This window comes from Arthrobacter sp. 4R501 (assembly GCF_002929755.1).
GTDB lineage: Bacteria > Actinomycetota > Actinomycetes > Actinomycetales > Micrococcaceae > Arthrobacter.
Window position 1 is genome coordinate 124714 of record NZ_PJIW01000001.1, and the last position, 25566, is coordinate 150279.

At 64.2% G+C, this 25566-nt stretch carries 21 protein-coding genes and 1 pseudogene; 11 read left to right on the top strand and 11 right to left on the bottom strand.

Going from position 1 to position 25566, the window contains the following annotated elements; genetic code table 11:
• Positions 1 to 481 precede the first annotated feature (481 nt).
• Positions 482 to 730, top strand: a complete 249-nt coding sequence (locus CXR02_RS00640; RefSeq protein WP_104060228.1) for a DUF1508 domain-containing protein — start codon at positions 482 to 484, stop codon at positions 728 to 730.
• 395 nt (positions 731 to 1125) lie between these two features.
• Here the strand turns inward: CXR02_RS00640 and CXR02_RS00645 are convergent.
• Both CXR02_RS00645 and CXR02_RS00650 read right to left on the bottom strand, forming a co-directional pair.
• Positions 1126 to 1590, bottom strand: a pseudogene (locus CXR02_RS00645) (IS630 family transposase); the annotation flags it as partial.
• 277 nt (positions 1591 to 1867) lie between these two features.
• Entirely contained in the window at positions 1868 to 2920 is a 1053-nt protein-coding gene (locus CXR02_RS00650; protein WP_104060229.1) for an SDR family oxidoreductase, read from the bottom strand.
• 96 nt (positions 2921 to 3016) lie between these two features.
• Here CXR02_RS00650 and CXR02_RS00655 point away from each other — a divergent pair, with 96 nt between their 5' ends.
• Positions 3017 to 3331: a helix-turn-helix transcriptional regulator gene (locus tag CXR02_RS00655; protein ID WP_104060230.1), complete on the top strand. Its 315-nt coding sequence runs from the start codon at positions 3017 to 3019 to the stop codon at positions 3329 to 3331.
• A 1020-nt stretch (positions 3332 to 4351) separates the two neighbouring features.
• On the opposite strand, the gene CXR02_RS00660 is transcribed toward CXR02_RS00655, so the two are convergent.
• From CXR02_RS00660 to CXR02_RS00670, 3 genes are all read right to left on the bottom strand, one after another.
• Positions 4352 to 5119 (bottom strand): glucosamine-6-phosphate deaminase, encoded by a 768-nt coding sequence (locus CXR02_RS00660; RefSeq protein WP_104060231.1) that lies wholly within the window; start codon positions 5117 to 5119, stop codon positions 4352 to 4354.
• 81 nt (positions 5120 to 5200) lie between these two features.
• Positions 5201 to 5932, bottom strand: a complete 732-nt coding sequence (locus tag CXR02_RS00665) for a FadR/GntR family transcriptional regulator (RefSeq protein WP_246848675.1) — start codon at positions 5930 to 5932, stop codon at positions 5201 to 5203.
• Positions 5933 to 6082: 150 nt separating this feature from the next.
• Complete coding sequence (locus CXR02_RS00670; protein ID WP_104060378.1) at positions 6083 to 6886, bottom strand: alpha/beta hydrolase; 804 nt, start codon at positions 6884 to 6886, stop codon at positions 6083 to 6085.
• Positions 6887 to 7363: 477 nt separating this feature from the next.
• On the opposite strand from CXR02_RS00670, the gene CXR02_RS00675 reads away from it, so the two are divergent.
• The 5 genes from CXR02_RS00675 (at position 7364) to CXR02_RS00695 (ending at position 10288) form a co-directional block, all read left to right on the top strand.
• Complete coding sequence (locus CXR02_RS00675) at positions 7364 to 8095, top strand: GAF and ANTAR domain-containing protein (protein WP_104060232.1); 732 nt, start codon at positions 7364 to 7366, stop codon at positions 8093 to 8095.
• Positions 8092 to 8364 carry a hypothetical protein gene (locus CXR02_RS00680; RefSeq protein ID WP_258060648.1) on the top strand — a complete coding sequence of 91 codons (273 nt, stop codon included), beginning with the start codon at positions 8092 to 8094 and terminating at the stop codon, positions 8362 to 8364. Before CXR02_RS00675 ends, CXR02_RS00680 begins: the two co-directional genes overlap by 4 nt.
• Positions 8348 to 9130: a GAF and ANTAR domain-containing protein gene (locus CXR02_RS00685; protein ID WP_104060234.1), complete on the top strand. Its 783-nt coding sequence runs from the start codon at positions 8348 to 8350 to the stop codon at positions 9128 to 9130. Before CXR02_RS00680 ends, CXR02_RS00685 begins: the two co-directional genes overlap by 17 nt.
• A gap of 140 nt (positions 9131 to 9270) precedes the next feature.
• Positions 9271 to 10014, top strand: coding sequence for a GAF and ANTAR domain-containing protein (locus tag CXR02_RS00690; RefSeq protein ID WP_104060235.1), 744 nt, complete (start codon positions 9271 to 9273; stop codon positions 10012 to 10014).
• Positions 10001 to 10288: a hypothetical protein gene (locus CXR02_RS00695; protein WP_104060236.1), complete on the top strand. Its 288-nt coding sequence runs from the start codon at positions 10001 to 10003 to the stop codon at positions 10286 to 10288. Before CXR02_RS00690 ends, CXR02_RS00695 begins: the two co-directional genes overlap by 14 nt.
• Before the next feature lie 121 nt (positions 10289 to 10409).
• On the opposite strand, the gene CXR02_RS00700 is transcribed toward CXR02_RS00695, so the two are convergent.
• The 3 genes from CXR02_RS00700 to CXR02_RS00710 form a co-directional block, all read right to left on the bottom strand.
• Positions 10410 to 11249, bottom strand: a complete 840-nt coding sequence (locus CXR02_RS00700; RefSeq protein WP_104060237.1) for an IclR family transcriptional regulator — start codon at positions 11247 to 11249, stop codon at positions 10410 to 10412.
• A gap of 134 nt (positions 11250 to 11383) precedes the next feature.
• On the bottom strand, positions 11384 to 12640 hold the full coding sequence (locus CXR02_RS00705; protein ID WP_104060238.1) for an aminopeptidase P family protein: 1257 nt from the start codon (positions 12638 to 12640) through the stop codon (positions 11384 to 11386).
• 72 nt (positions 12641 to 12712) lie between these two features.
• Positions 12713 to 14116: an MFS transporter gene (locus tag CXR02_RS00710; protein WP_104060239.1), complete on the bottom strand. Its 1404-nt coding sequence runs from the start codon at positions 14114 to 14116 to the stop codon at positions 12713 to 12715.
• 461 nt (positions 14117 to 14577) lie between these two features.
• On the opposite strand from CXR02_RS00710, the gene CXR02_RS00715 reads away from it, so the two are divergent.
• The 4 genes from CXR02_RS00715 to CXR02_RS00730 all read left to right on the top strand — a co-directional run bounded on the left by CXR02_RS00715 (position 14578) and on the right by CXR02_RS00730 (position 19583).
• Positions 14578 to 15684: an S-(hydroxymethyl)mycothiol dehydrogenase gene (locus CXR02_RS00715; RefSeq protein ID WP_104060240.1), complete on the top strand. Its 1107-nt coding sequence runs from the start codon at positions 14578 to 14580 to the stop codon at positions 15682 to 15684.
• On the top strand, positions 15681 to 16298 hold the full coding sequence (locus CXR02_RS00720) for an MBL fold metallo-hydrolase (RefSeq protein ID WP_104060241.1): 618 nt from the start codon (positions 15681 to 15683) through the stop codon (positions 16296 to 16298). The genes CXR02_RS00715 and CXR02_RS00720 overlap by 4 nt, the downstream gene beginning before the upstream one ends.
• 46 nt (positions 16299 to 16344) lie before the next feature.
• A complete protein-coding gene (locus tag CXR02_RS00725) occupies positions 16345 to 18666 on the top strand; it encodes an FdhF/YdeP family oxidoreductase (protein WP_258060649.1) in 2322 nt (773 codons plus the stop codon).
• A 92-nt stretch (positions 18667 to 18758) separates the two neighbouring features.
• Positions 18759 to 19583, top strand: a complete 825-nt coding sequence (locus CXR02_RS00730; RefSeq protein WP_104060242.1) for a PhzF family phenazine biosynthesis protein — start codon at positions 18759 to 18761, stop codon at positions 19581 to 19583.
• Here CXR02_RS00730 and CXR02_RS00735 read toward each other — a convergent pair.
• The 3 genes from CXR02_RS00735 to CXR02_RS00745 form a co-directional block, all read right to left on the bottom strand.
• The gene (locus CXR02_RS00735; protein WP_104060243.1) at positions 19580 to 21301 is read right to left on the bottom strand and encodes an alkaline phosphatase D family protein; all 1722 of its coding nucleotides are present in this window, start codon (positions 21299 to 21301) and stop codon (positions 19580 to 19582) included. The two genes, CXR02_RS00730 and CXR02_RS00735, sit on opposite strands and share 4 nt — an antisense overlap.
• Positions 21302 to 21439: 138 nt before the next feature.
• Positions 21440 to 22963 carry an HNH endonuclease signature motif containing protein gene (locus CXR02_RS00740; protein ID WP_104060244.1) on the bottom strand — a complete coding sequence of 508 codons (1524 nt, stop codon included), beginning with the start codon at positions 22961 to 22963 and terminating at the stop codon, positions 21440 to 21442.
• Positions 22964 to 23056: 93 nt separating this feature from the next.
• Positions 23057 to 25564 carry an FAD-dependent oxidoreductase gene (locus CXR02_RS00745; protein WP_104060245.1) on the bottom strand — a complete coding sequence of 836 codons (2508 nt, stop codon included), beginning with the start codon at positions 25562 to 25564 and terminating at the stop codon, positions 23057 to 23059.
• Between the last annotated feature and the right edge of the window lie 2 nt (positions 25565 to 25566).

Consider the following 25566-nt stretch of genomic DNA (forward strand, 5'->3'; position numbering starts at 1 on the left):
AGGGTTCTCATTGTTCCGGATTGAAAGCAATGCGGGGTGAAACCCAGGGATCCGTTGTGAAATCCACACGGAATCGGGCCTGAGTGGCCACCACCATTCGACGGACCGTTGGCCGGCGCTTCGCAACTAGGAAGCCGACTGGCAGATCTACAGCTCCACCTCCCCGACCAGCGCCCTCACCGCAGCATCGGCGGCCATGAACTCGTAATTCCGCGCCGTCGCGCGGAAACCCGGAAATCCTCGCTGTTTTTGTGCCCGCTTGAGAAGCGGCTTCCTAGGAACCTGTGGCCCTTGTTGGGTCCCCTGACACGACATGGTTGTATGAGGAGAGATGACGGGCAGGTCGCCACATCTTTTTGACGGACCGCTTCCGACGCAACGCCGCGTTCGAGTAGTCCGGATCCGTCCAGCAGCAGGCGGTTTCGCAGGCCCTTACCGAGGGCTGTCGCGCGGGGTGCACCCGCCTGCAGGGGGAAACACCATGGCTGGTCTTTTTGAGTTATTCGTTGATGCGCAATCGCAGTTCAGGTTCCGGCTCCTCGACGACAGAGGAGCGGTAATGGCCGTGTCGTCCGGTTTCGATGACAGGTTAGCAGCCGTCGCCGGAATCGATGCCGTACGAGAATGTGCGGGCACGGGTCTGATCGCCGACCTCTCGGACCCGACTCCCGACGCGGACGGAAGTGATTTAAGCGACGCTCCGAACGATGGCCTCAGACACCGGTCCTGACATACGCGTTCGCGGGTCAAGGGCCCTGGTCGGGTGGGACACGCTCACGCTCAGGTGTACGCGATCTCCTGCAGTTTTCTTACCCTGACGACATAGGTCTCTGGCTGCCTCAAGTTTCGCCGCAGTCATCGCCGGCGGACTTCCACCATGCCGGGCCCTGGTTCTCCGTGAACAGGTTAGTACCGGGAAGCCCCACTTACCGCACGCCCTCCGTGCGAGTGACACCGTCGAGCTCCGCGAGAATCTCCCCCTCACCCGTGGGCTAATCTCAGTCCTTGCGTAGACAGCGCAGTGTCCATTAGAAAGACCGCCAGCCTCCTCGCTAGTGGTGTGTCTCAGTTTTGCTTGACGGCTTGGAGTGCGACTCGGCCGCGGGCGACTTTTTCGAGGATGGATTACGCTGTCGCCGTCCACACCAAGGGCTTGGGCTCATCGTTGTGGGCGGCGAGGTATCCCTCGATCGCTGAGATCAGGTCGGGCACGGAATGGAACGCACCGCGCCGCAGGGCCTTGTCCGTCAGCTCCCTGAACCAACGCTCGACCAGGTTCAGCCAGGACGAGGACGTGGGCGTGAAATGCAGGTGGAACCTTGGATGCTTCTCCAGCCACGCCCTGACGTTGGCATGTTTATGTGTCGCGTAACTGTCGAGAATAAGGTGCACGGCCAGTCCGGCGGGGACTTCCTTCTCGAGTGTTTTCAGGAACGTCAGGAACTCGTTGTGGCGGTGCTTGGGCAAACAGGAACCGATGACCTTTCCACTGGCGACGTCCAGTGCGGCAAAAAGGGTCGTCGTGCCGTTGCGCTTGTAATCATGGGTCATCGTTTCACCCCGGCCCTTCTTCATCGGCAGAGACAGCTTCGCTGCTTCAGTAAAAAGCCACTTGCACGGGCTTGAACCTGAAAGGCTCGCCGCACTCGGGTCCGAAGGGGTGCTCCCCGGTTGATTCCGTTTCTATGGGCAAATCACGGGCTACGCGGCCACCAGAAGTGGCCCGGCCTCCACAAAAATCGAACTGACACTAACGAGCGGATCCCTCAGCGGGAACGACTGACGCAGCCGCAGCCCGAGCAGCGGCCGCGTAAGTTTGTAACATCGTCCGGGCAGGCGCTTTGAATGCGAGGCCCCTTCCGCTTGCTTAGGGAATCAGTCGCTGGTCTCGGAGACTCTGGAAAATTCTCAAGAACATCGCTTCGCTGTCAACATATGTGTGGAAGCCGGCACGCCTCGACTTTGACGTGTCGGCGATGACGTCGTAGTCCCACGCAAAGACGAAGTCGCCAAACTGCCAGGAGGACACATCAGAGTAGGGGGTCTTGGCCAGAGCGTGCTTCGCAACCATTGCATCCCAGAGTTCAGATTTGTCTGCCATCACGTCGCTAAGGCTCATCGGCAAAGGTGGCGCTACATCGAGGTCGAAGAACGCGGCAATTTTCGGCCACATCGAGGACCAGCGGAACATGTCACCGTTTGTGATGTTGAAGGCTTGGTTCCTGCTGCCGGGGTTTGTTGCAACCCAGACGGTAGCTTCCGCCAGCAGCCCTGAGTCCGTCATCTCGATCAGGCTTGTGTAGGCCCCGGGCTTGCCAGGGAACCGGAACGGGACGCCGAGCTCTTTGCTGATAGAGGCGTACACCGCAATCACCATGGCGAGGTTCATGGGGTTGCCGAGCCCAATGCCGGCCACAACCGAGGGTCGCAGTGCGGACCACGACCAACCGGCGTCAGCCTGCCGGCGCTCAAGGAACTGCTGCTGGTCGACGTTGAACTCCGGCGGCATATGCGGCGGATCGTCCTCACGGGCCGGCGTCGAGAAGGGTCCCAGATGAGCGCCATAGACCTTGTACCCCTGCATCAAACTGATGTGCTCCAGGTTCGGCGCCACGGGTTCGATCGCGTCGACGACATTCCTGAGCATCGCCAAGTTCGGCGGCACCAGTTCCGCCCAGCTGGCGCGATCCTGATAAGCGGCATAGAAGACATGAGTGACCCCAGTCAGGCTGGCGAGTTTCAAAGCGGTGTCGTCTTTGTCCAGAAGGTCAACGGCGATATGCCGAACCGAGCCCTGATTGGCCCCTCCCCGCCGAGAAAGTCCGATGATCGTCCAGCCTCCCACGCGGTCGAGGTGCTCGATCAAGTTTCCGCCGATCACACCCCGTGCTCCGACGACTAATGCAGTTCTCGGTGCCATGCTTCCTCCTTCATCGTAAAAACGTGATTTACCGATCTAATTTGTAGCACAGCATCGCGACATCGCGATATTACGATGTCGGGCTACTCTGGAGGCATGGCAGAACTCAGTGACGACCAACTGGTGAGCGCATTCAAAGCGCTCGGCCACCCAACCCGCCTGGCAATTCTGAGCTGGCTCAAGGACGGCGACTCATTTCCGCCGCAGGACCGGCCGGCGGACGAGGTCGGAGTGTGTCTGAAACACATTCAGGCGCGTGCAAAGGTGTCACAGTCCACCGCTTCACAGTTCATGGCGACGTTGCAACGCGCGGATCTTGTGATCTGCACTCGCATCGGCCAGTTCTCCCACTACCGACGTAACGAGCAGACCATAGCCAAGCTCGGCAAGGCCATCGGCGCCGACGTTTAGCCGCACCGCCGTCCCGTTCGCGACAAGATCGCCATGCGAACCCTAGGCAATATCGCTCTGACGCACGCTTGCAAGGCGAACCCTAAACGGGACGAAAGTCCGTGATCGTCGCCTACGTGCACCACGAGGCGTCCTACCCCGGACCATTTAGCTGTCTGGTGCGGCAGGTTCAAGCTGAAGTTCGATGGAACCAGTCACGTTCTCTACCTGTTTCCTTGGGTCCGAGAGAGCCGGCGGCAGCCCATCTAATGGCGCTTTAGTCGCTCACGAAGCACGGCCATCATGTTTTTGTTGAGCAGACCGAAATTGACACACCAGTCTCATCAACCGAGATTAGCTAGTTCGACCCGCCCCTAAGCCGGTCGCCCACCGGTGCAAACATTTCTCAAAACTTTCAGATCTCGATCACTGTATTTCCGCAGCGGGTCGATTACCGTAGGACCCGCCCGCAAAAATGCCCGCGGGGGGACAAACGGTACATTCAATACCATGACCGGACTCCTCGGTGGAATGCTATGGCTACATACATAGATTGGCGCTTGACCACTGGGAACCCACGCCAAGGGCGACTCTTATGGCGCTCAGAGCGAAAATGGGACACCGGACATGACCGCAGTTATGCGAAGGGCCAGTTATGGCTACAAATGGAACCCCTTGCTACGTTCATAGAACGGAGTTGGAAGAAGCGGACGGCACAGCGGCGGTGAAAAACCTTCAGGAACCCGGCCCACGCAGTGGCCTGGCAGGAAGGCACGCCGCGGAAAGTCATTCTCGGTCCCCGTCTACGACACAACGGGGCAAAGCAGCGGTCGGGAGTTCGTCATCGGACCTGCCAACGGGAAGTGGCCTGGCGCCTACCGACAGGTTCGTTCCAGACGGTCCCATACATACAGCGAAGCCGGTAGCACCCAACTAATCAGCCACAAGTGGATGCAGGACCAGAACAACGCCATATACCGCTGCGATTCACACATTCCTGAGTCATCAGGTCCGCAGTAAGAATTGGCAAGCAGCCAGCGCCTAGGCGCTGGCGGCCGCCCCAGACACGCGCACGGCGACCTGCCCGCTCCCCTGCGCCAGCTGCGACGCGGCGGCTTCGTCAGCCACCACCGTCACGTGCGGGTGCAGCTGCAGGACCGACCCCGGGCAGTCAGGCGTGACGGGCCCGTTGAGGGCGGCGGCCAGGATGCCGGCCTTGTCCGCGCCGTTGACCACCAGCAGGAGATGGCGGGCTTCCAGGATGGTGCCCAGTCCCTGCGTGATGCAGCGGAGCGGCACTTCTTCCGTGGTGCTGAAGTAGCGGGCGTTCGCCTCGCGGGTGCGTTCCGTGAGGACTTCCACACGGGTCCGGGAGTCCAGGGCGGAGCCGGGCTCGTTGAAGGCCAGGTGACCGTTATGGCCGATGCCGAGGATCTGCACGTCGATGCCGCCAACGCCGGCAATGGCGGCGTCGTAGTCAGCGGCGGCAGCCTCGGGGTCTGCGGCGCTTCCGTCCGGCACGGCAACATTGACGGGATCCAGGTGCAGCCGTTCAGTCACTTCGCGCCGGACAACTTCGGCGTAGCTTTCGGAGTGTCCGGCGGGCAGGCCCACGTACTCGTCGAGGGCGAAGGCCCGGACGGAGGACGTGTCGAGCCGGTGGTTTGCGAGCGCCGCATAGATGGGCAGCGGCGATCCGCCCGTGGCCACGCCCAGGACGGCATCGGGCTTGCTGCGGATGACGGCAGCGAGGATCCCGGCGGCGACGGAACCGGTGGCTGAGGCGGTAGGCACAACGAAAATTTCCACGGCGAAGGCACTCTCTACGAAAAAGGGCAGGGCTAAATCCGCCCGGGCGCAGGCGGCGAAGGAAAGGCGGAGGGAAACAGGCTAGGCGGCCGCGACATCCTTGAGTTTCAGGCGGATGCCGTCAAAGTGGCGCTGCAGGCGTTCGGACGCAAGAGCCTTGTCCTTGTTGGCCACGGCCTCGAAGATGTCCCAGTGGTCCTGCGTCTGCTGCTCGAGGTTGACCGGGCCTGTACCGATGGCCAGGTGGATCTTGCGGTAAACCTGCCAGAACACATCCATGAGGTTGATCAGCAGCTCATTGTTCAGGGGGGCGTACAGGCGGCGGTGGAATTCGGCGTCGTGCTCATGCATCGGCTCCCCCTTCTTGGCCGCGTCCTCCATGGCTTCCATGGTGGAGCGCAGGTCAGCCACGTGCTCGTCGGTGAGCAAGTCAATGGCCGGTCCGATCAGCCCGGACTCCAGGGCCTGGCGCACGTCGATGAGCTCCATGGCTTCCTCGCCCTTGTGGCGGAGGGACAGCCGGCCGCGGAACGTCAGGCCGGACACCAGGGCGCTGAAGTTGTTGGGTGCAACGAACATGCCAAAGCCATGCCGGATCTCGATGACGCCCAGTGCCTGGAGTACTTTCAGGGACTCGCGGACCGTGTTGCGGCCCACGCCGAGCTCGGCGGAGAGCTCACTTTCGGTGGGCAGCGCGTCACCGACGTCCAGGCCGCGGTCCAGAATGAGGTCCATGATCCGCGTCTGCAGGGCATGCGAACGGAGCTGCGCACTGAAACGGGCGGGCGATACTTCTTGCGATGCGATGGCCACGTGGGTCTCCTCCTTGCCGCGCTTAGGGGTCGCGACTTGTCCTACATCTAAGAGTACAGGAGATGGGACGTCCAATGTCTAGATATGGGGAACGTATTTTTTGAACAGTTCCAACTCTGAGGGACCGAATCTAACCCAGGAGCGCCGAATCTAACCCAAAAGGGACCGAACAAGCTCGCGGCACGCCCGGTAACCAGGCGTTTTGGGGTCGATCAGGGCGTAATGGTCACCGGCAACCCTGACCAGCCGGGTCTCCATGTTCGCCGTGGTTCCAGCGTTCGCATACGACTCGGACTGGCCCAAGGGAACGGTGGTGTCCTCGGATCCATGGACTGCGATGACCGGCACGGCCAGCGGAAGGGCGGTCATGGGGTCGGCGTACCTGTAGCGGTGCGGATATTTCGACGACGACCCGCCCAGGAGGTTGCTCACCGCACCGTTGCTGAGGTTTAGCCTCTCCGCCTCGGCCAGGTTGAGCAGGCCGGACTGGCTGACCACCCCGGTGAGGTGCACCGCGGAGGCATCTGAGGTACGGGGCACCTGGCGGTCAGCATCCGGCATTCCCAGCTGGGCAAGCTTCCCCCGGCCGGCAGCCCAGGCGGCCAGATGCCCGCCGGCTGAATGGCCCAGCGCCACCACCGCACCCAGGTTCAAGGCATGCTTGGCCGCGAGGTCACCCAGCTTGTCGATACCGGCCAGCACGTCAATGAAGGTGTTTGGCCAGCCGCCGCCGTTTCCGGCCCGGCGGTATTCAAGGTTCCAGGCGGCCATGCCATGGGCGGCCAGGTCCTTGGCGATGGGCTCCCCCAGCTCTGCGCCGTACTGCGAGCGCCAGTAGCCGCCATGGATCACCACCACCACACCGCGGTGCTCGCCGCCGGCCGGCAGCTCCGGCAGGAAGAGCTCGCCCCATTGGCTGGCGTCCTCGCCGTACTGGTACTTGTGCCGCTTCACTGCATCCCCCTTGGCACCGCCGCCGGCGGTACCGTCCCGCTCGGCGCCGGGCGAACACGCGGCGCCGAGAATTCCAACGGCCGCCGCGGCCGCCGCACCAACCAGCGTGCGAAAGACAAACGCCCGACGCCGCAGATCAGCCATGTGCAGAGCCTACAGCGTGGTGCCTCCCGGCAAAGTCGCCGAGCAGGAAACCGTAGATTTGTGCCCGTGAATTCCATCCTCGGGATGACCTGGAGGGACTACCGGGACGCAACAGCCGCCGTCGCGCGTTTCCTGCGGGCGCTCCGTGGCGCTCCCGCTGCTAAGACTTCGCCGGGACCACCGGCGGCCACCGGGGAAGGGCGTAGTGTCAGGAGTAGGAGATTTCGGGGGTGGCATATAGGTCCGGGGTTGAATATACGGGCCGCGCGCGAAGAGAGCGCTCAGCCGCCAGCCGGGTCGTGTGACCCCGGCGATGCTTGGAATTGAGGCCGCATGGCCGAGAATGATGCCCTGCCGACGGCGGAGCAATTACAGGACCTGCTTCTTGAGAGTCCGGATTTCACCGAATTCCTCCTGGGACTGACCGCGATTTCCGCGTCCTTGCTGGGCGGGGAGACGCCCCTGTTGTGTGCCATCACGGTGGAACGGGAGACCGGGCCAGCGACGGTAGCCAGCAGCACGGAGACGGCCCGGAGCCTGGACGAACGCCAGTACGCATTCGACGACGGTCCCTGCCTTACGGCGCTGCGGGAGCAGCGCACAGTCCTTATCCGTGATCTTCAGGCGGACGAGAGTTGGGCCTGGTATGCCGGGGCGGTCGCAGACGAAGGCATCCGGACAATCCTGGCCGTCCCCATCCCCACCGACAACGGTTCCCGCTCCGCCCTGAACTGCTACTCAACCCAGCTGGATACGTTTGCCCCGGACACGGTGACCGCCATTGAGGAGCACGCTGCATCGCTGTCCCGGATCCTGCGCTTGGCAATCCGCGTGCACCCTTCGGACCCCTACCCGGAGCATTTGAGGTCGGCGCTGCGGTCCCGGGCCGTTGTGGACTCGGCCGTTGCCCTGATCATGGTGCAGAACCGCTGCAGCCATGAAACCGCCGTCAAGCTCCTGCACCTTGCCTCCCGCAGCAGCAACCGCCGGCTGCATGACATTGCCGGGGACATCCTGCACCACGCCTCAGATATCCCCGTCATCACCGGAGGCGGGGAGAAATGATGGACGACGGCGGATTGGGCACCCCCCAGCCTGCCTTCGAGGCGGACCAGCGCAAGTTTGCGGCCGCCCAGTTCCAGAGCGGGAACATCAGCCTCCCGGCGCTATGGACCTACTATTACGGGATCGGCGGAAACGTCGATCAGCTCGGGGTGGACGCCTATCTGCACGAGCTGGTGGAATTGGCCCCGCTGCAGATGGATCTCATCCAGACCGCCATCAAGGAGATCACGGCGGACGGACCGGGAAGTGCACATGTCTCAGGACTTTGATATCCGAGAACCCCAATCCGGCAAAGTTGGACGTGCCGGCGCGGGCCTGCATGAGTTTGTGCTCCACCTGCAGGACCTCGTCCTGGCAAGCTCCGACGTCCGTGAATTCCTGGCCGCCACCGCCGCGATTTTTGCCACGCAGCTGTCACAGCCCGGGAACCACTTGTCCTGCGGGATCACGGTGGTCCGGCAAAAGCGGCCCGTCGCTGTGGCCAGCAGCGATACACTCGCCCGGAACCTGGACGAACTGCAAAACAGCTTCGGCCATGGACCTTGCCTGACAGCCCTCCGGACAAAATCCATGGTCCATGTCCCGGATCTGGACGCCGATGTCCGGTGGCCGAAATATAACCAGGAAGCCCGCAAGACGGGCATCGGCTCCATCCTGGCGGTCCCAATGCATCTGCAGGCTCCTTCGCAGGCGGTGGTAAACCTCTACTCCCCCAACACGGATGGCTTCCCGCATCACGGGATGGATGCGGCTGTTGGCCTGACGGGCATCGCCGCCAAGGCGCTGGACCTCGCCCTGAACATCGCACAGCTGCGCGACGCCCGTGACGACCTCGCCGCCGCCCTGAAGTCCCGCACCGTCATTGACACGGCCATTGGGGTCATAATGGCGCAGAGCCGGTGCAGCCGCGATGCGGCATTCCAGATATTGGTCAATGCGTCCAGTCACCGCAATATGAAGCTAAAGGAGGTGGCCGCCGGCATCATTTCTGGAATTGCCGGCGAACGGGTGTTTCCCACCACTTACGATGAATAGCCACAAAGCCGGTATTCGTGCAGGTCCGGGTCCGCAGCCCACCGCGCACGTTAGGCTTTACCTGAAGCGCTGAACGGTCACAAACAGGCTCATCCGGCACGCCGGAGGCCGGTCACGCAGAATGGCCGGAGGCAAAAAGCATGATCAAGAAGTATCCCCTGGATGAACTATCCACTGCCTTGGGCAGGATTATGGGGCTGCTCCTCACGGAAGAAAAAGTGGACCACGCCGTCCAGCATCTCTCCCGCGCCGTCAGGGATTCCATCCCGGGGACTCTTGGGGCAGGTGTCTCAATGCTTGATCCCCATGCCCGCCCGGTCAGCTCCGGATCTACCGACAGCGTGGTGGAACGCGCCGACGCCCTTCAGTATGAACTGGTCCAGGGGCCCTGCCTGACAGCCTGGGCCACCCAAGAGAGCATCCTCATCCATGACGTTGCAACTGAAGCCCGCTGGCCAAACTGGAGCGCCGCCGTCGTTGACTTGCCAATCCGCTCAGTGATCAGCACCCCGCTGATCGCCGACGGGCAGGCCATAGGTGCGATGAAGATTTACGCCGCCACCCCCGGCGCTTTTGAGGATGCCACCGCTGCCCTCATGGAGCTTTTTGCCTCCCCCGCGGCAACCCTTCTGTCTCATATCCAGACTGCCGAAACTCCGGAACGCATCAGTGACAGCCTTCAATCGGCTCTCTACAGCAGGGACCTGATTAACCGGGCCTGCGGAATCCTCATGGAGCGCCACACCATCACCGAGGACGCCGCCCTGCAGCAGCTGATGCGGCAGGCCCGCGCGACGCGCAGCACGCTTATGGAAGTCAGCGCCATTGTCCTGGCCGGGGTGGCCTCCGACCGGCGCAGAGGCAGTAGTGATGGGCTTCGATAGCAGCGAACCGGAGCAACGCCGCAGGCTCCAAGCAGCACTGGCAGCAGCACAAGTCAGCACGGGTGACCTGTGGCTTTACTACTTCGGCATCGGCGGTTCGGTCGGTGAGTATGAAGTGGAGGCCTACCTGCAGGGGCTTCTCTCGCTCCCCGAACTGCAACGGGACCTCCTGGCCATGGCGGCAAACGAACTGTTCAATGACCAGGCCAGCCCCCGCGCGCCCTACGCGGACGAGCTTGGGTCTGGGGATCCATCCCGCCCCGAGGATCCCTAGCGGGCCAAACGCTCTCTCACTAGTCCTTTTAGCCGAACGCTCTCTCGCTTGATGCAGCTTTGAGCCCAACGCTCTCTCGCTTTCTTGAGGCAAGTGAGAGAACGTTGGTGATTTTCCTGCGTTAAGTGAGAGAGCGTTTGATGGTGCCGGGTGCGTTGCCGCCCAGCCGTGCGGTGACTTTGTCCGCCGCTGCCCTGCAGGATTCGCCGAGGCTCTGCAGGCGCTCCTTGGAGACCCGGAACCGCGGGGCCGGGATGAGGACTGCTGCCACAAGGTCGCCGCGGTGATCGTAGACGGGGGCGGCGACGCCGACTTCATCCAAGGAGGACTCGCCGTAGTTGATGGCCCACCCGCGGCGGGAGTCGTCCTTAAGGCGGAGCAGATAGTCCTCAAGGGAGGCCTCGTCCAGCCCGGGGTAGGTAATGGCTCCGCTGCGCAGGAGGGCACGCACTCTCTCCTCCGGTTGGATTCCAAGGAACACCTGGACCGAGGAACTCAACGCGTCGCTGTAGCGGGCCCCCAGCGGCGCAGTGTGCTTGATCTGGTGGCGGCTGGCAATCTGCTCCACGCAGATCGACTCGTTGCCCTCCCACATCATCAGGGCACTGGTTTCGCCGGTCAGTTCCGTGAGTTCGCGCAGGACGGGATAGGCGACGCGCCGCTCCTCCAGTTCGGCCAGCAGCGGACCGGCGACGGCGATCAGGCCCAGTCCGAGGCGGAAACGGCGCGTGTCCGCATCGCGTTCCACGAGGTTTTCCTGTTCGAAGGTTGCCAGGATTCTTGACACGGTGCTCTTGTGCAGGCCCACCCGGTTGGCGATCTCCGTCACGCCAAGCAGCGGCTCGTCGGCCGTGAATGATCGAAGGACGGCGATGGCGTTGACGATGACTGAGGCGCCCTTGGTATCGCCCTTGCCGTTGGTGTCGCTGCCGTTGGTGTCAATGGAATCTGGTGTGGTCATGATGCTCACTATCATTGCGCATAGTCAGCGGAAAGCGGCGCCGCGACAGACACGGCGCCGCTTTCCGGGTCAGGGGTTGAGCCTGCGGGGTTTCGACAAGCTCAACCACCGGACGAGTCAGGCTCAACCACCGGTTAGGCTCCGATGATGTTGTACTCGGGGCCGAACGGGAACTTGGTGATGTTCTCGGCGCCGTCTTCGCCCACCACGAGGATGTCATGCTCGCGGTAGCCGCCGGCACCCGGCTGGCCGTCCAGGACGGTGATCATCGGTTCCATGGAGACCACCATGCCCGGCTCCAGCACGGTGTCGATGTCCTCGCGGAGCTCCAGCCCGGCTTCCCGGCCGTAGTAGTGGCTGAGGACACCGAAAGAGTGTCCGTAGCCGAACGTCCGGTTCGCCAGCAGGCCATGGCCCACGTAGATCTCGTTGAGCTCCGCGGCGATGTCCTTGCACACGGCGCCGGGCTTGATCAGCTCAAGGCCGCGTTTGTGGACCTCAACGTTGATGTTCCACAGTTCCAGCGAGCGTGCATCGGGTTCGCCGTAGAACAGGGTGCGCTCCAGGGCCGTGTAGTAGCCGCTGGTCATGGGGAAGCAGTTCAGGGACAGGATGTCGTGTTCCTGGATCTTGCGGGTGGTGGCCCAGTTGTGGGCGCCGTCCGTGTTGATGCCGGACTGGAACCAGACCCAGGTGTCCCGGATTTCGGAGTCGGGGAACGTCCTGGCGATCTCGTGGACCATCGCCTCGGTGCCGATCAGGGCGACCTCGTACTCCGTGATGCCGGCCGTGATGGCGTTGCGGATGGCCTCGCCGCCGAGGTCGCCGATCCGGGCACCGTGCTTGATGACCTCGATTTCCTCCGCTGACTTGATCATGCGCTGGCGCATCGCTGCCTGCGCCACGTCCACGAGCGTCGCGCCGGAGAAGGCGGCCTGGATCTTGTTGCGGTTATCCAGCGGCAGCGAGTCGTCCTCGACGCCGAGGCGGCGCGGGTTGATGCCGCGGGTCCGCAGGACTTCCTGGATGGCGAAGATGTAGTTGTCGCGGCGCCAGTCCGTGTAGACCAGGTTGTCACCGTAGCTGCGGCGCCAGGGCATGCCGGCGTCGATGTTGGCGGTGACGGTGACGGTGTCATCCTTGGTGACCACCATGGCGTAGGAGCGGCCGAAGGTGGTGAACAGGAAGTCGGAGTAGTACTTGATGGAGTGGTAGCTGGTCAGGACGACGGCGTCCAGGTCCTTCTCGGCCATGATCCGGCGAAGACCGGCAATGCGCCGCTCGAACTCTGTGTCGGAGAAGGTCAGGCTGACTTTCTCGCCGTTTTTGAGGACCTTCAGTCGCTCCAGTTCGGCGACGGACGTGGCGTTTTCAGATGCTGTGGTGGTCATTGTGGTGATGCCTTTCTGCGGTGCACGTACTTGATGCATGTAGTTGAGGGGAGAAGCAGTTGTAAGAGGTGGCTATTCGTGGCGCAGCGGTTCTTTGCAGGTTTCCCTGGAAAGTGAAACGGCGATCAGGGAGATGACCGCGGCACCGACGAGGTACCAGGCCGGTGCCAGATCGCTGGCGGTGGCTGCGATCAGGAGCGTGGCCATGAACGGGGCGGTACCCCCGAACAGGGCGTTGGAGAGGTTGAAGCTGACCGCGAAGCCGCTGTAGCGGACCCGGGTGGGGAACATTTCGGCCAGGAAGCTGGGAAGTGTTCCGTCATTGAGGGTGAGCATCGCTCCCAGCAGGATCTGCACGAGGACGATGACCAGGAAATTCCCGGTTCCGAGCAGCGCGAAGGCGGGCACGGTCAGCACAATGAAGGCGATGGATGCACTGATCAGCACCTTCTTGCGTCCGTAACGGTCCGAAAGCATGCCGGTCAGGAAGATAAAGCCGATGTACGTGACCAGCGCGATGGTGGTCGCAAGGAACGATTCGGTTTCGCCAAGGCCCAGTTCCGAGGACAAATAGGTGGGCATGTAGCTGAGGATGACGTAGAACCCGACGGCGTTGAGCAGCACGGCGCCGACGGCCTGCAGCAGCTGCCGCCAGTGGTTCCGGAACAGGCTGGACACGGGTGCCTTGATTGCCTCGTCCTCCGCTGCCAGCTCGCGGAACACCGGGGTGTCTTCGAGCTTGGTCCGGATGTAGCGGCCGATCAGTCCCATCGGGGCTGCGAGCAGGAACGGCAGGCGCCAACCCCAGCTTTGCATGGCATCGGAACTGAGCAGGACTGTCAACAGGCCTGCGATCAGGGAACCGAGGAGCAAGCCGGCCGCGGTGCTGGCGGGAACAACCGCGGCGTATAGGCCGCGCTTGTTGGCCGGAGCGTACTCGACCAGGAAGGCCGACGCCCCAGCGTATTCACCAGAGGCGGAGAAGCCCTGCGCTACCCGGATGACCAGAAGCAGGATGGGAGCCCAGATGCCGATCGTGGCATAGCCCGGAATGAGGGCAATACAGAAGGTTGCTCCTGACATGATCAAAATCGAGAGGGAGAGCGCTGTCCGCCGGCCTACCCTGTCGCCGATGTGGCCCCAGACGAACCCGCCGAGCGGGCGCACCAGGAACGAAATCGCAAACAGGGCGAAGGTCAGCAGAAGTCCGGTCTGGGGATCTGACTCGGGGAAAAAGACCGTGGCGATCGTGACGGCAAGATAGCCGTAAACGGCGTAATCGAACCATTCAACGAAGTTGCCGATGAAGCTGGCCGCAATGACTCTGCGGCGCGTTTCTTTGCTGACCACGTTGTCAGCGGGTTCAAAATTCTGGCCGCTCGTGGTGCTGCGGCCGGCCCGGGGGCCTTTATGTACATCATGCGGTTGAGGGTCAGGGCCTCCCGCACGAGCGGGAGAGGAAGTTTCGTTACTCATGTATCCACCAAGTTTGTTTGGGGTTGCAATCAGCGCAACGCTGTTGCACCAGAATAGGCGTGATGAGCAACACAGTCAATGGTTATTTTGTGGCTCGTGACACGGATCCCCGTGAGGACAGCACCTAGCTTCCCGGTGGCGCCCATCCAGAGAAGACAAGGCGCCCAGTTGCGTAGAATGAAGTCACGTTGCGACAATGGCATGCGTCAAAGCCCTCGCTTGGACAGCAGACGAACGCAGCACAAGAGCGTTCTATTGACACGCCCCGTGACGGCTGACATATTTTCGAGTACGCGCTATGTGCACCGAGTTGTGTAATACGCAATAACTCCAGTTCCGGCAACCATCGGTTGAGGGCCCGGAGCTGCGGCGTGAGAACCTTTTGAACCCGACGGGTCGGCCGGATTGCCCGGAGCGCCGTCGCCCAGGAGTCCCTGGACTCAGGAAAGGAACACCAGCTAATGGTTCACAGAGTCAAGGCGGTCATCGCCAAGGAAAAGAATGCCCCGGTATCGGTGGAGACCATCCTGGTGCCGGACCCCGGTCCGGGGGAGGCGCTGGTGGACATCCTCACGTGCGGGGTCTGCCACACGGACCTGCATTACAAGCAGGGCGGCATCACTGACAATTTCCCCATCCTGCTGGGCCATGAGGCCACCGGTGTGGTCAGCGCCGTCGGTCCCGGCGTCACCGAGGTGGGGCCCGGTGACCGCGTGATCCTCAACTGGCGTGCCGTCTGCGGCGAATGCCGCGCCTGTGCCAAGGGCCAGCCGCAGTATTGCTTCAACACCCACAACGCGACGCAGAAGATGACGCTTGAGGACGGCACCGAGCTGTCTCCCGCGCTGGGCATCGGTGCCTTCGCGGAGAAGACCCTGGTCGCCGCGGGGCAGTGCACCAAGATTGACGACGACGTCGATCCCGCCGCCGTCGGTCTGCTCGGCTGCGGCGTGATGGCCGGCATCGGCGCGGCCATCAACACCGGTGAGGTCAAGCGCGGCGAATCGGTGGCGGTGATCGGCTGCGGCGGGGTGGGCATCGCCGCGATCGCCGGCGCCAAGCTGGCAGGGGCCACTACCATCATCGCCGTGGACATCGACGCCAACAAGGTGGCCATGGCCACCTCCCTCGGGGCCACCCACGGCGTGGACTCCAGCAAGGAAGACCCCGTCGAGGCCATCCGGGCCCTCACGAACGACAACGGAGCGGACGTGGTGATTGACGCCGTCGGCCGTCCCGAAACCTACAAGCAGGCGTTCTACGCCCGCGACCTCGCCGGCCGGGTGGTGCTGGTGGGCGTCCCGACGCCGGACATGTTGCTTGAGCTGCCCCTGCTGGACGTCTTCGGCCGCGGCGGGTCGCTGAAGTCGTCCTGGTACGGGGACTGCCTGCCCTCCCGCGACTTCCCGATGCTCGTGGACCACTACAAGCAGGGCAACCTGGACCTGGACGCCTTCGTCACCGAGCGGATCAGCATTGACCAGGTGGAGGAGGCCTTCGCCAAGATGCACGAGGGCAAAGTCCTGCGCTCAGTGGTTGAAATACAGTCTGTAAAGGACCTCTCATGACAGTCACCATCGAAAACCTGGTCACCTCAGGCACTTTTGCGCTCGACGGCGGCACTTGGGATGTGGACAACAACGTCTGGATCGTGGGCAACGACGACGAATGCGTGATCATCGACTGCCCGCACGACGCCGCCGCGATCATCAACCAGGTCCGCGGCCGGAAGGTCCTGGCCATCCTGCTGACCCACGCCCACAACGACCACATCGGCGCCGCGCGTGCCGTAGCCGAGGCCGTGCAAGCGCCCATCCATCTGCACCCGGATGACCTGGTCCTGTGGGAGCAGGTCTACCCGGACCAGCAGCCAGAGAACAGCATCAGCGACGGCGAAGTGTTCGCGGTGGGCGGCGCCACCCTGCGGGCCATCCACACCCCCGGCCACTCCCCCGGCTCCACCTGCTTCCTGCTGGAGGGCGAAGGGACGGTCTTCACGGGAGACACGTTGTTCAACGGCGGTCCGGGTGCGACGGGACGCTCCTACAGCGACTACCCCACGATCCTCGCCTCCATCCGCGAACGCCTCCTCACGCTCCCGCCCGGTACTGTGGTCCGCACCGGCCATGGCGACAACACCACCATCGGGGCCGAGCAGGAGACGCTGGCGCAGCTGGCCTAGTGAGACCAGCCCGGTAATACCCGTGTGATCCAGTGAAAGCAGTCCAATGAAGGTCGGTTCAGTGAAGCTCGGCAAGCAGCCCGCCCCCGTCGCGGACATCAATGAGGACAACCTCGAAGTCCACAAGCCCAAAAGGGAAGCGGCCGGTGTCAAGGCGGTGATGGTGGCCCTTGAACGTGCCGTGGCGCAGGCCGGGGTGACCCGCACAGCCCGGTCGTTGCTGCGGCTGAACCAGCAGGGCGGGTTCGACTGCCCGGGCTGTGCCTGGCCGGAATCGGCCACGAAGCGCAAGGCGGCCGAGTTCTGCGAGAACGGCGCCAAGGCGGTGGCCGAGGAGAACACCCTCCGCACGGTCGGGGCCGAGTTCTGGGCCACGCATTCCATCGCCGAACTCTCAACGAAGACGGAGTACTGGCTGGGCAACCAGGGCCGGCTGAGCGAACCGGTGGTGATCCGCGAAGGCGAGACGCATTATTCGCCGATCTCCTGGGCTGAAGCCTTCGAACTGATCGGTGAACACGTCCGGGCCTCCACGCCGGACCGGTGCGTCTTCTACACCTCCGGCCGCACCGCGAACGAGACGGCGTTTATGTACCAGCTGTTCGCGCGGGCCCTGGGCACCAACAACCTGCCGGACTGTTCGAACATGTGCCATGAGTCCTCGGGCTCGGCACTGAATCCGACCATCGGCATCGGGAAAGGCACCGTGTCCCTGGAGGACATCCACGACTCCGAGCTCATCTTCGTCGTGGGGCAGAACCCCGGCACCAACCACCCCCGGATGCTCTCAGCCCTGAAGGAATGCAAGGACAAGGGCGGCAAGGTAGTGGCCGTCAACCCGTTGCCGGAGGCCGGGCTGTTCAACTTCAAGGACCCTCAGACTGTCTCCGGCGTGGTCGGCGGCGGCACGCCGCTGGCCGATGAGTACCTTCAGATCAAGGTCGGCGGTGACCTGGCACTGTTCCAGGCACTGGGCCACCTGCTCCTGGCGGAGGAGGAACGCAACCCGGGCACCGTCGTCGACCGTTCCTTTGTTGACGCGCAAACCGACGGGTTCGATGCCTACAGTGACGCCCGCCGGGAGCTGGACTGGGCGGAAACCGAGAAGGCGACGGGCCTGTCCCGGGAACAGATCGAAATCGTGGCCGGGATGCTGATCAGGTCCAAGGCCACCATCTTCTGCTGGGCCCTCGGCGTGACGCAGCAGCCGCACTCGGTGGACACCATCAAGGAAATGGTCAACGTCCTGCTCCTGCAGGGCAACTTCGGCAAGCCCGGGGCCGGGGCCTGCCCGGTCCGCGGACACTCCAACGTCCAGGGAGACCGGACCATGGGCATCTGGGAAAAACCGAAAGAGTGGCTCCTGGACGCCCTGGACACCGAGTTCGGGATCACGTCCCCGCGGCACCACGGCTATGACGCCGTGGAATCCATGGAGGCCTTCGAACGCGACGACGTGGACGTTTTTGTGTCCATGGGAGGCAACTTCTCACTCGCCTGCTCGGACACGGAAACCCTGGAAGCGGGCATGCAGCGGATCGGCCTGACGGTGCACATCTCCACCAAGCCGAACCGGTCCCACGTGGTGCACGGGCGCACGTCGCTGATACTGCCCACTCTGGGCCGGACGGACAAGGACGACAAACACCCCAAGGGCGCGCAGTTCCTGTCCGTGGAGGACTCCATGTCGGTGGTCCACTCCACCCAGGGCAGGCTGGCGCCGGTATCCGAGCACCTGCTCGCCGAACCGGTCATCGTGGCGCGGATGGCGGAGTCCACTTTCGGGCCGGACCACCTTGTGGACTGGAAGGCCATGGCCGGGGACTACGACGTGGTCCGTGACCACATCTCCCGCGTCATCCCCGGGTTCGAGGACTTCAACACCCGGGTCAGGACCAAAAACGGGTTCGTGCTTCCCAACCCGCCACGGGACACCCGTTCCTTCAAGACGGACATCGGCCGCGGCCGCTTCACCGTCAGCCCGCTGGAATACCTGACCCCGCCGGACGGGCACCTGGTCCTCCAGACCATCCGCAGCCACGACCAGTACAACACCACCTTCTACGGCCTCGATGACCGCTACCGCGGGATCTCGGGCGGCCGCCGCGTGATCCTGGTGCACCCCGAGGACCTGGCGGAACTCGGCTTCCAGGACCGGGACCTCGTAGACGTCGTCAGCACCTTCCGCGGCCACGACCGGCAGGCGGACAAGTTCCGACTCGTGGCCTACCCCACAGCCAAGGGCTGCGCCGCCGCATACTTCCCCGAAGCCAACGCCCTGGTCCACAAGGAAAACGTCGCCCGCGAATCCAACACCCCCGGCTTCAAAGCAATGTTCGTCCGCTTTGTCCCGCACGCCGGCGGCTGAGCCCGGGCCTGCTTGCCCAGGCCTGGGCAAGCAGGCCACTTCTTCAAACTGGCTCTAACTTTGCAGTCCAGTTTGCCGCTACGGTGAAAGGCATGCATATACCCCTGATCCAAATCGACGCCTTCGCCACCAAGCCCTTCGAAGGGAATCCAGCAGCCGTAATGCCTTTGGAGGGCTGGCTGGGTGACGGCGTCCTCCAACAGTTGGCCGAGGAGAACAACCTCTCCGAGACGGCCTTTATCGTTGCCGCGATCCCCGACGAGGCCACGCCCTTCGACTCCTCGCAGCCCGCCTACCACCTCCGCTGGTTCACGCCGGCCATTGAAGTGGACCTCTGCGGGCACGCGACCCTGGCCACGGCATCGTACCTCTTCACGGACGTTCACCCGGACGCAAAACGGCTGCAATTCTGGAGCCGCAGCGGCTGGCTGTTTGTAGAGCGCGATGGTGACGGCTTCATCCTGGACTTCCCTTCCAAGGTCCCTGAACCCGTGGCCGTCGACCCCTCCGTATCAGAAGCCCTCGGGGTCCCGGCTCTCGAGGCCTTCCTGGCAACCGACCTCATCCATGTGGTCAAGGATGCCGAGACCGTGCGCAACCTGCCCCCCGACTTCGGGGCGCTTGCGAGACTGCCGGTGCGGGGCGTCGTCGTAACCGCTGCGGGTGACGGAACGGGTTACGACTTCGTTTCACGGTTCTTCGGTGCCCGGGCCGGCATCGATGAGGACCCGGTGACCGGCTCGGCGCACTCCCAGCTGGCACCGCTTTGGGCCGGCAGGTTGGGCAGCACGGTACTGGCCGCCCGCCAGCTCTCGGCACGCGGCGGGACCGTGCTCTGCCGTGTGGAAGGGGAGCGCACGCTGCTGTCCGGCACGTGCGTGCGGTACCTCGAAGGCACGGTGTGGCTGGCGGCCTAGCTTCGTGCCGCCCGGCGTTGGTTGAGCCGGTCAAAACCCCGCCCACTAAATCGGCTCCTGCTTTCCCTCCGGGATGCCACGGTGAAGGATGCCACAGTCTCGAGCCTTGGGTGAAGGTCGTCGCCGTCTTCCACGACGCCTGTCTGCCACCACAGTTTCAGCCCTTCCGGGACAATCTCCAGGCTGGCCAGATTGTTGTTGAACCAGGGTCCCTCGACGCGTGTCCAACGGAACGGCGGGTCCGGCACACGCGCCGAGCGGGCCACCAGGGCCCCAATCGGAGCAGCCAGGCCGTAGGCCATGGCGGCCCCGAAGTATCTCATCAGGCGGGGAAGAGGGTTCCGGATCGGGGAACAGACTGCCTGCAGGATCCGGCTGCCCGAGGAGCGTTTCACCTCCGCGACGTAGGAGAAGTGCACGTCCCCGGACAGGAAGGTGACTGTCTCCGGTGACGGGCCGCGCTTGCCATCCGCGACCTCGGCGGTCATGACGGCCACCTCCTGGAAGCTTTTTTGGAAGGCGCCCCAGTGTTCCAGGTCCACCGCCTGGCGCAGCTTCTCGCCGACCCGGGCGGCGCGCTTCCCCCACGCGCCTTCCGAAACGGCCTCATTCCACGACTCGACGTGGTGCAGGCCCATCGGCAGCAGGAAAGGCAGCGACGTTGCCACCAGCACGTGGCGGAATCCGCCGCGCATCCGGCCGTCGAGCCAGGCCATCTCCTCATCATCAAGCAGGGCGCGGGCTTCCGGCACCAGGTTCCTGGCGGCTCGGGAGTCAACCACTATCAGCCGTGTGTCCCCGAAATCCCGGCAGAAGCTCCACCTGTAGGATTCCGGGTCCCGGTCAGCGCGTTCAGCGAAGCTGTCCAGTTCCGCGCTGAGGTCGAGTTCAGCCTCGCCCCGGTGCCGGGCGATCCGCTGCCAGATGGCATCGGTAAGCCGGTCCTGCGGCGACAGGTTGCCCAGGTGCTGGTAGACCCAGTAGGAGGACAGCCCCGAGACTATCCGCTCATGCCACCACGAGGTGGCTTCCATCTTCTGCTTCCAGCTCAGCGAGGCGTTCCAGTCGTCGCGGATGTCGTGGTCGTCGAAGATCATGGTGCTGGGCAGGGTGGACAGCAGCCACCTGTTTGCCGGGTCGGACCACGCGAGGTTGTAGAGGTGGGCGTATTCCTCGTAGTCCTTGAGCTCCTCGCCAGGCGGTGCACTGATGTCGCGGCGGGCGCGGATGAACTGCTGCATCTGTTCGCTGGTCAGGTCGGCGTACACCTGGTCTCCGAGGAAGGCCACCAGGTCCGGCCACGGCAGGTCACCGCTGGAGGCCATCGCCAGTGCGTAGGCGCGGAGCGAGTCGACGCCGTGCGTCCGGTTGCCGGTCTCGTCGTGCGGGACACTGGTGCGGCAGGAGCCGTAGGCCATGCGCAGCGGCTTGCCGGGCTTCAGCGTGGCGATCACCGGCGGCGGAAACCCGGAATCCGGAGCGGGCCAGACCTGTTCGCCATCGATGTCCAGCGTGTAGGGCAGCACTGATCCCGGCTCCATCCCGTCCGCCTCCACGAGCGCGTAATGGTGGCCGTGCACGGCGAAAGTACGCGCCGCCCAGCTCTGCTGTCCGGCCCGGACGGTGACGCGGGAATCGCTCCGGGTCTCCACCCAGATGCTCGCCGAGGTCTCATCCACATACCGCATCATGGGACCAAGCACCAGGGAAGTCGTCATCACTTAGTTGTACCCGTTCCGGCCCGCGGCAACCATGGGTACGGCCAAAGAGCCGAGGAAAAGCCAACGGCCCGCCTCCACGTTCGTTCAAGTGCTCAGCCGAGTCGAGACCGGGAACACGCTGCTTTCGGGCACTTGTCAGACGGCGGCGTGGAGGAAACGCTCCAAGCCTTTCTCTCCCAGGGAGAGTGCATTGTGGACAAAGTCGGGATGACCGCGGCCTTCAGGCGGCGCTGGGCGCCGGCGCCCGTCTGATGTCAGCACGGATTTCAGCTGCGGCTTGGGTTCCGGTTTTTGTTCACCGGGCCAGTGAGGTGGTTCCCAGTCCTGGTGTTCGCTTTTGTAGTGCCGGCCGGAGGGTGAAATCCAGCCGGATGGCTCGTTCTTGGTGGCCGGTGTAGGCCTCCAAGCGCTGGTGTGTCTGAGCCGGTGGTGTCGGGGACATGGCTGGCCCAAATTCGATACGCCGGTGGTTCCGCCCCGGTGCCAGGCGAGGACGTGATCCGCTTCGTTGTCCAGGGACTGGTTTGAACATCCCGGGAAAGGGCATCGACCGTCCCGCATCCGCAGCCAACGCCGCATCGCTTTGCTGGGCCGGTAACTCTTGCGGCCGATCTCCAGCGAGGCCCCGTCCCGCGGGTCAACCAGGACCCGGTAGAACGAGTCTGCTCCGTTGGCGACGAGGTCCCTTGCAATCGACGGTGGGATCGGGCCGTACCCGTCGAGCATGGCCGGTTCATCGGTGGCGCCGAGCAGGGAGAACACGGGCACCGTCACCAGGACCTCGGCCCGGGGCGTGGGGACTTTGCCGGGGTTCCCCGCGTCCCCACCGTGGCCGAGACTGCGGCCGTTTCCGCCGCCGAGGAGTGCGGTGGCGAAGGTGCCGGCGCGGAGCTGGGTGAGGTTGCGGTTCTCGTCGGGGCCCTGCAGACCACGCGCGAGGGCGGTGGTGCGGTTCCAGATCGCTGCCGCCTGGTCTGCGGGAAGGTAGGCCGAGAGCCAGGCCATGCCGTCCTTGTCCGGCATGTATTCGACCCGCCGGTCCAGGACGCCTTTGGCGTGGCGCTTCTCGATGCTCTCCGTGTGGTGGCGTTCGCGCCAGATGCGGGCATTGTGGCGGAACCGGGAGGCGGGCATTTCCCCGGCCGGGCAACCGCGGGCCGGGTTCGGTGCGTTCGGGTCCAGGAAGTGCGCTTCCAGTGCCGCGGCGCCGGCCGGATCGAGGCCGGCGGTTTCGTCCACCATGGTTCGGGCGTGCTGCCAGGAAATGGTGCCGCCCTGCAGGGCGGACAGGGTCAGCGGCAAGCGGGTGGTGAGTTCGTGGGACTCGGACAGCAACGCACTCGCCGCGCGCGGCCCGATGGTCAGGACGCACGCGATCTCCGCAGCTACTGCGATCTCCTGCGCCTGCTCCCACGCGGTGGGAGGTGCGATCGACTGCATTATCTCCGTGTACTTCGCCGCACCTTGGGCCTTCAACGCGGCAAACCGCGGCTCCGACCCGGCGGTCCCAGCAAGGATGTCTAGGCAAATATCCGCCAGGCCCCGCAGCGGGTCGGCATCAACTGCGTCCCCCGAGCCGTTCCCGTTAACCTCGGCAGCAAGCACAGCAACGGCGGCATTGATATCCGCAAATGCCTTCGCCACCGCTTCTCTCCCCATATACCCATCATCGCGGGAGGGTCTGACATTCAAGCGACATGGTTGAGCCTGCCGAGTTTCGACAAGCTCAACCACCGAGGCCCAGGCGGCAACTCAGCCGCGCAGGCGCTCCATGCCGGGGTCGAATAGCGGCTCGGCCGTGACAGTCGCGGCAATGCGGTTCCCGAAGTACTCGATTTCCACGGAATCACCGACAGAGACCGTCGCCGGCAGCCAGGCGTACGCGATCGGTTTGCGCACCGAGTAGCCGTAAGCGGCGCTCGTGACGTAACCCGCCGCTTCCCCGGCCACGTACACCGGTTCCTTGCCCAGCACGACGGAAGTGCCGTCGTCGACAGTGAGGCACCGCAGCGCCCGGGTGGACGGCTGCTCCTTGCGGGCGGCCAGCGCCTCGTAGCCCACGAAGCCTGCCTTGTCCTTGGCGATCGAGAAGCCCAGCCCGGACTCGTAGGGGTGGTGCTGGGACGTCATGTCCGTGCCCCAGAGCCGGTAGCCCTTCTCGAGCCGCATGCTGTTGAAGGCACCACGCCCGGCCGCGATGATGCCGTGCTCCTGCCCGGCCTCAAACAGCAGGTCCCAGAGCTTCAGCCCGTACTCGGCAGTGGTATACAGCTCCCAGCCGAGCTCGCCCACGTAGGAGAGCCGCATGGCCGTGACGGGTATGCCGCCCACCGAGATTTCCTTGGTCCGGAAGTACTTCAGCCCATCCTTAGTGAGGTCGTCCCCGCTGACCTTGCCGATCACCTCGCGTGCCAGCGGCCCCCACAGCCCGATGCAGCAGGTGCTGCCCGTGATGTCGGAGACGTGCACCCACTGGGCGGGATTCGCGGCCGACTGCTTCCTGGCCTCGACGCGCAGGTAGTCGAAGTCCACGTTGCTGTTCACGCCCAGCTGGAACTGCTCCTCCGCGAGCCGGGCCACCGTCACGTCGCTGCGGATGCCGCCGTCGTCCGCCAGCAGCAGGCAGTAGGTGACGGCACCGGGCTTCTTGGCGATATTGCCGGTGCTCAGGCGGTGCAGCAGTGCCTGAGCACCCGGCCCGTTGACCTCCAGCCGCTTCAGCGGCGTCATGTCATAAAGCCCGACGGCGGTGCGGGTCTTCCACGCTTCGGCGGCGGAGATCGGGGAATGGAACATTGCCGCCCACTCGTCCCGCTCCGGCGCCTGCCATTCGGCCGGCAGTTCGTTGAGGAGGCCGCGGTTGGCCTCGAACCAGTGGGGCCGCTCCCAGCCGGCGGACTCCAGGAAGAACGCCCCCAGCTCCTTCTGCCGGGCGTTGAACGGGCTGACCCGCAGGTCCCGCGGGGATTCCTTGGGCTGCAGCGGGTGCAGGATGTCGTAGATTTCCACGAAGTTCTGCTGCGACGTTTCGCTGACGTACTGGTCGGACGTCTGGACCTTCTCGAAGCGGTTGAGCTCACAGCCGTGCAGGTCGGTGCGTGACTGGCCCTCGATCAGCAGCTCGGCCATCGCCCTGGCCACGCCGGCCGAATGGGTGACCCAGACGGCCTCGGCAACAAAGAAGCCGCCGACGTCGGGCGACTCCCCCATCAGCGGACCGCCGTCGGGAGTGAAGGAGAAGATGCCGTTGAAGCCGTCATTGATCTGGGTTGCGTGCAGGGCCGGCAGCAGGTCCTGGCAGTCCTCCCAGGCCGGGGCGAAATCTTCCAGCGTGAAGGCCAGGCGGGAAGGCATGTGGTGATCGGACATCTCCTCCGCCCCGACGCGGGGCAGCTGTTCCATGTCCACGGGCATCGGCTTGTGTGCGTAGCTGCCTATGCCGATCCGGTTACCGTGCTCGCGGAAGTACAGGTCGCGGTCCTGGTAGCGCAGGATGGGCTTGCTGGCCCCGTTGGGAAGATCGTTGACGCCGCGCAGCTCGTTCAGCGGGGTGGTCTTGACGTACTGGTGCGCCAGCGGCAGCAGCGGGACCTTCAGTCCCACCAGCTTGCCGAGTTCGCGGCCCCAGAAGCCGGCGCAGGACACCACGATGTCGGCCTGGATCACGCCGTCGGCCGTTTCGACGCCGGTAACCTTGCCGCCCGCCTGTTCGATCCCGGTCACGGCGGTGGAGCCGAGGAAGGTCACGCCGGCCTGGCGTGCCCGGCTGATCAGCAGCTGGACCGCGCGGGCCGCGCGGGCCAGGCCGTCGGTGGGGACGTAAAGGCCGCCGAGGATGCGGCGGCCATCGGCAAGCGCCCCCGCGTTCAGCAGCGGGTAATACTTCTCGCACTCGTCGGGGTCGATGATCCGGCCTTCGATGCCCCAGGACGTGGCGTAGCCGAGCTTGCGTTTGAGGTCCTGCAGCCGCGCCTCGGTGGTTGCCAGCTCAAGGCCACCCACCTGGTTGAAGCAGGACTCTCCGTCGTTTTTGAGGGAGAGCAGCTTGTCCACCGTGTAGCTGGCGAATTCGGTCATCGTTTTGGACGGGTTGGTCTGGAAGACGAGGCCGGGGGCGTGCGAAGTGGAACCGCCGGCCAGCTCCAGCGGCCCCTGTTCAACCACCGTGATGTTGGTCCAGCCGCGGGTGGCGAGTTCGTCCGCGAGGTTGGTGCCGACGATGCCGGCGCCGATGATGACAACGCGTGGTGATGCGCTCATAA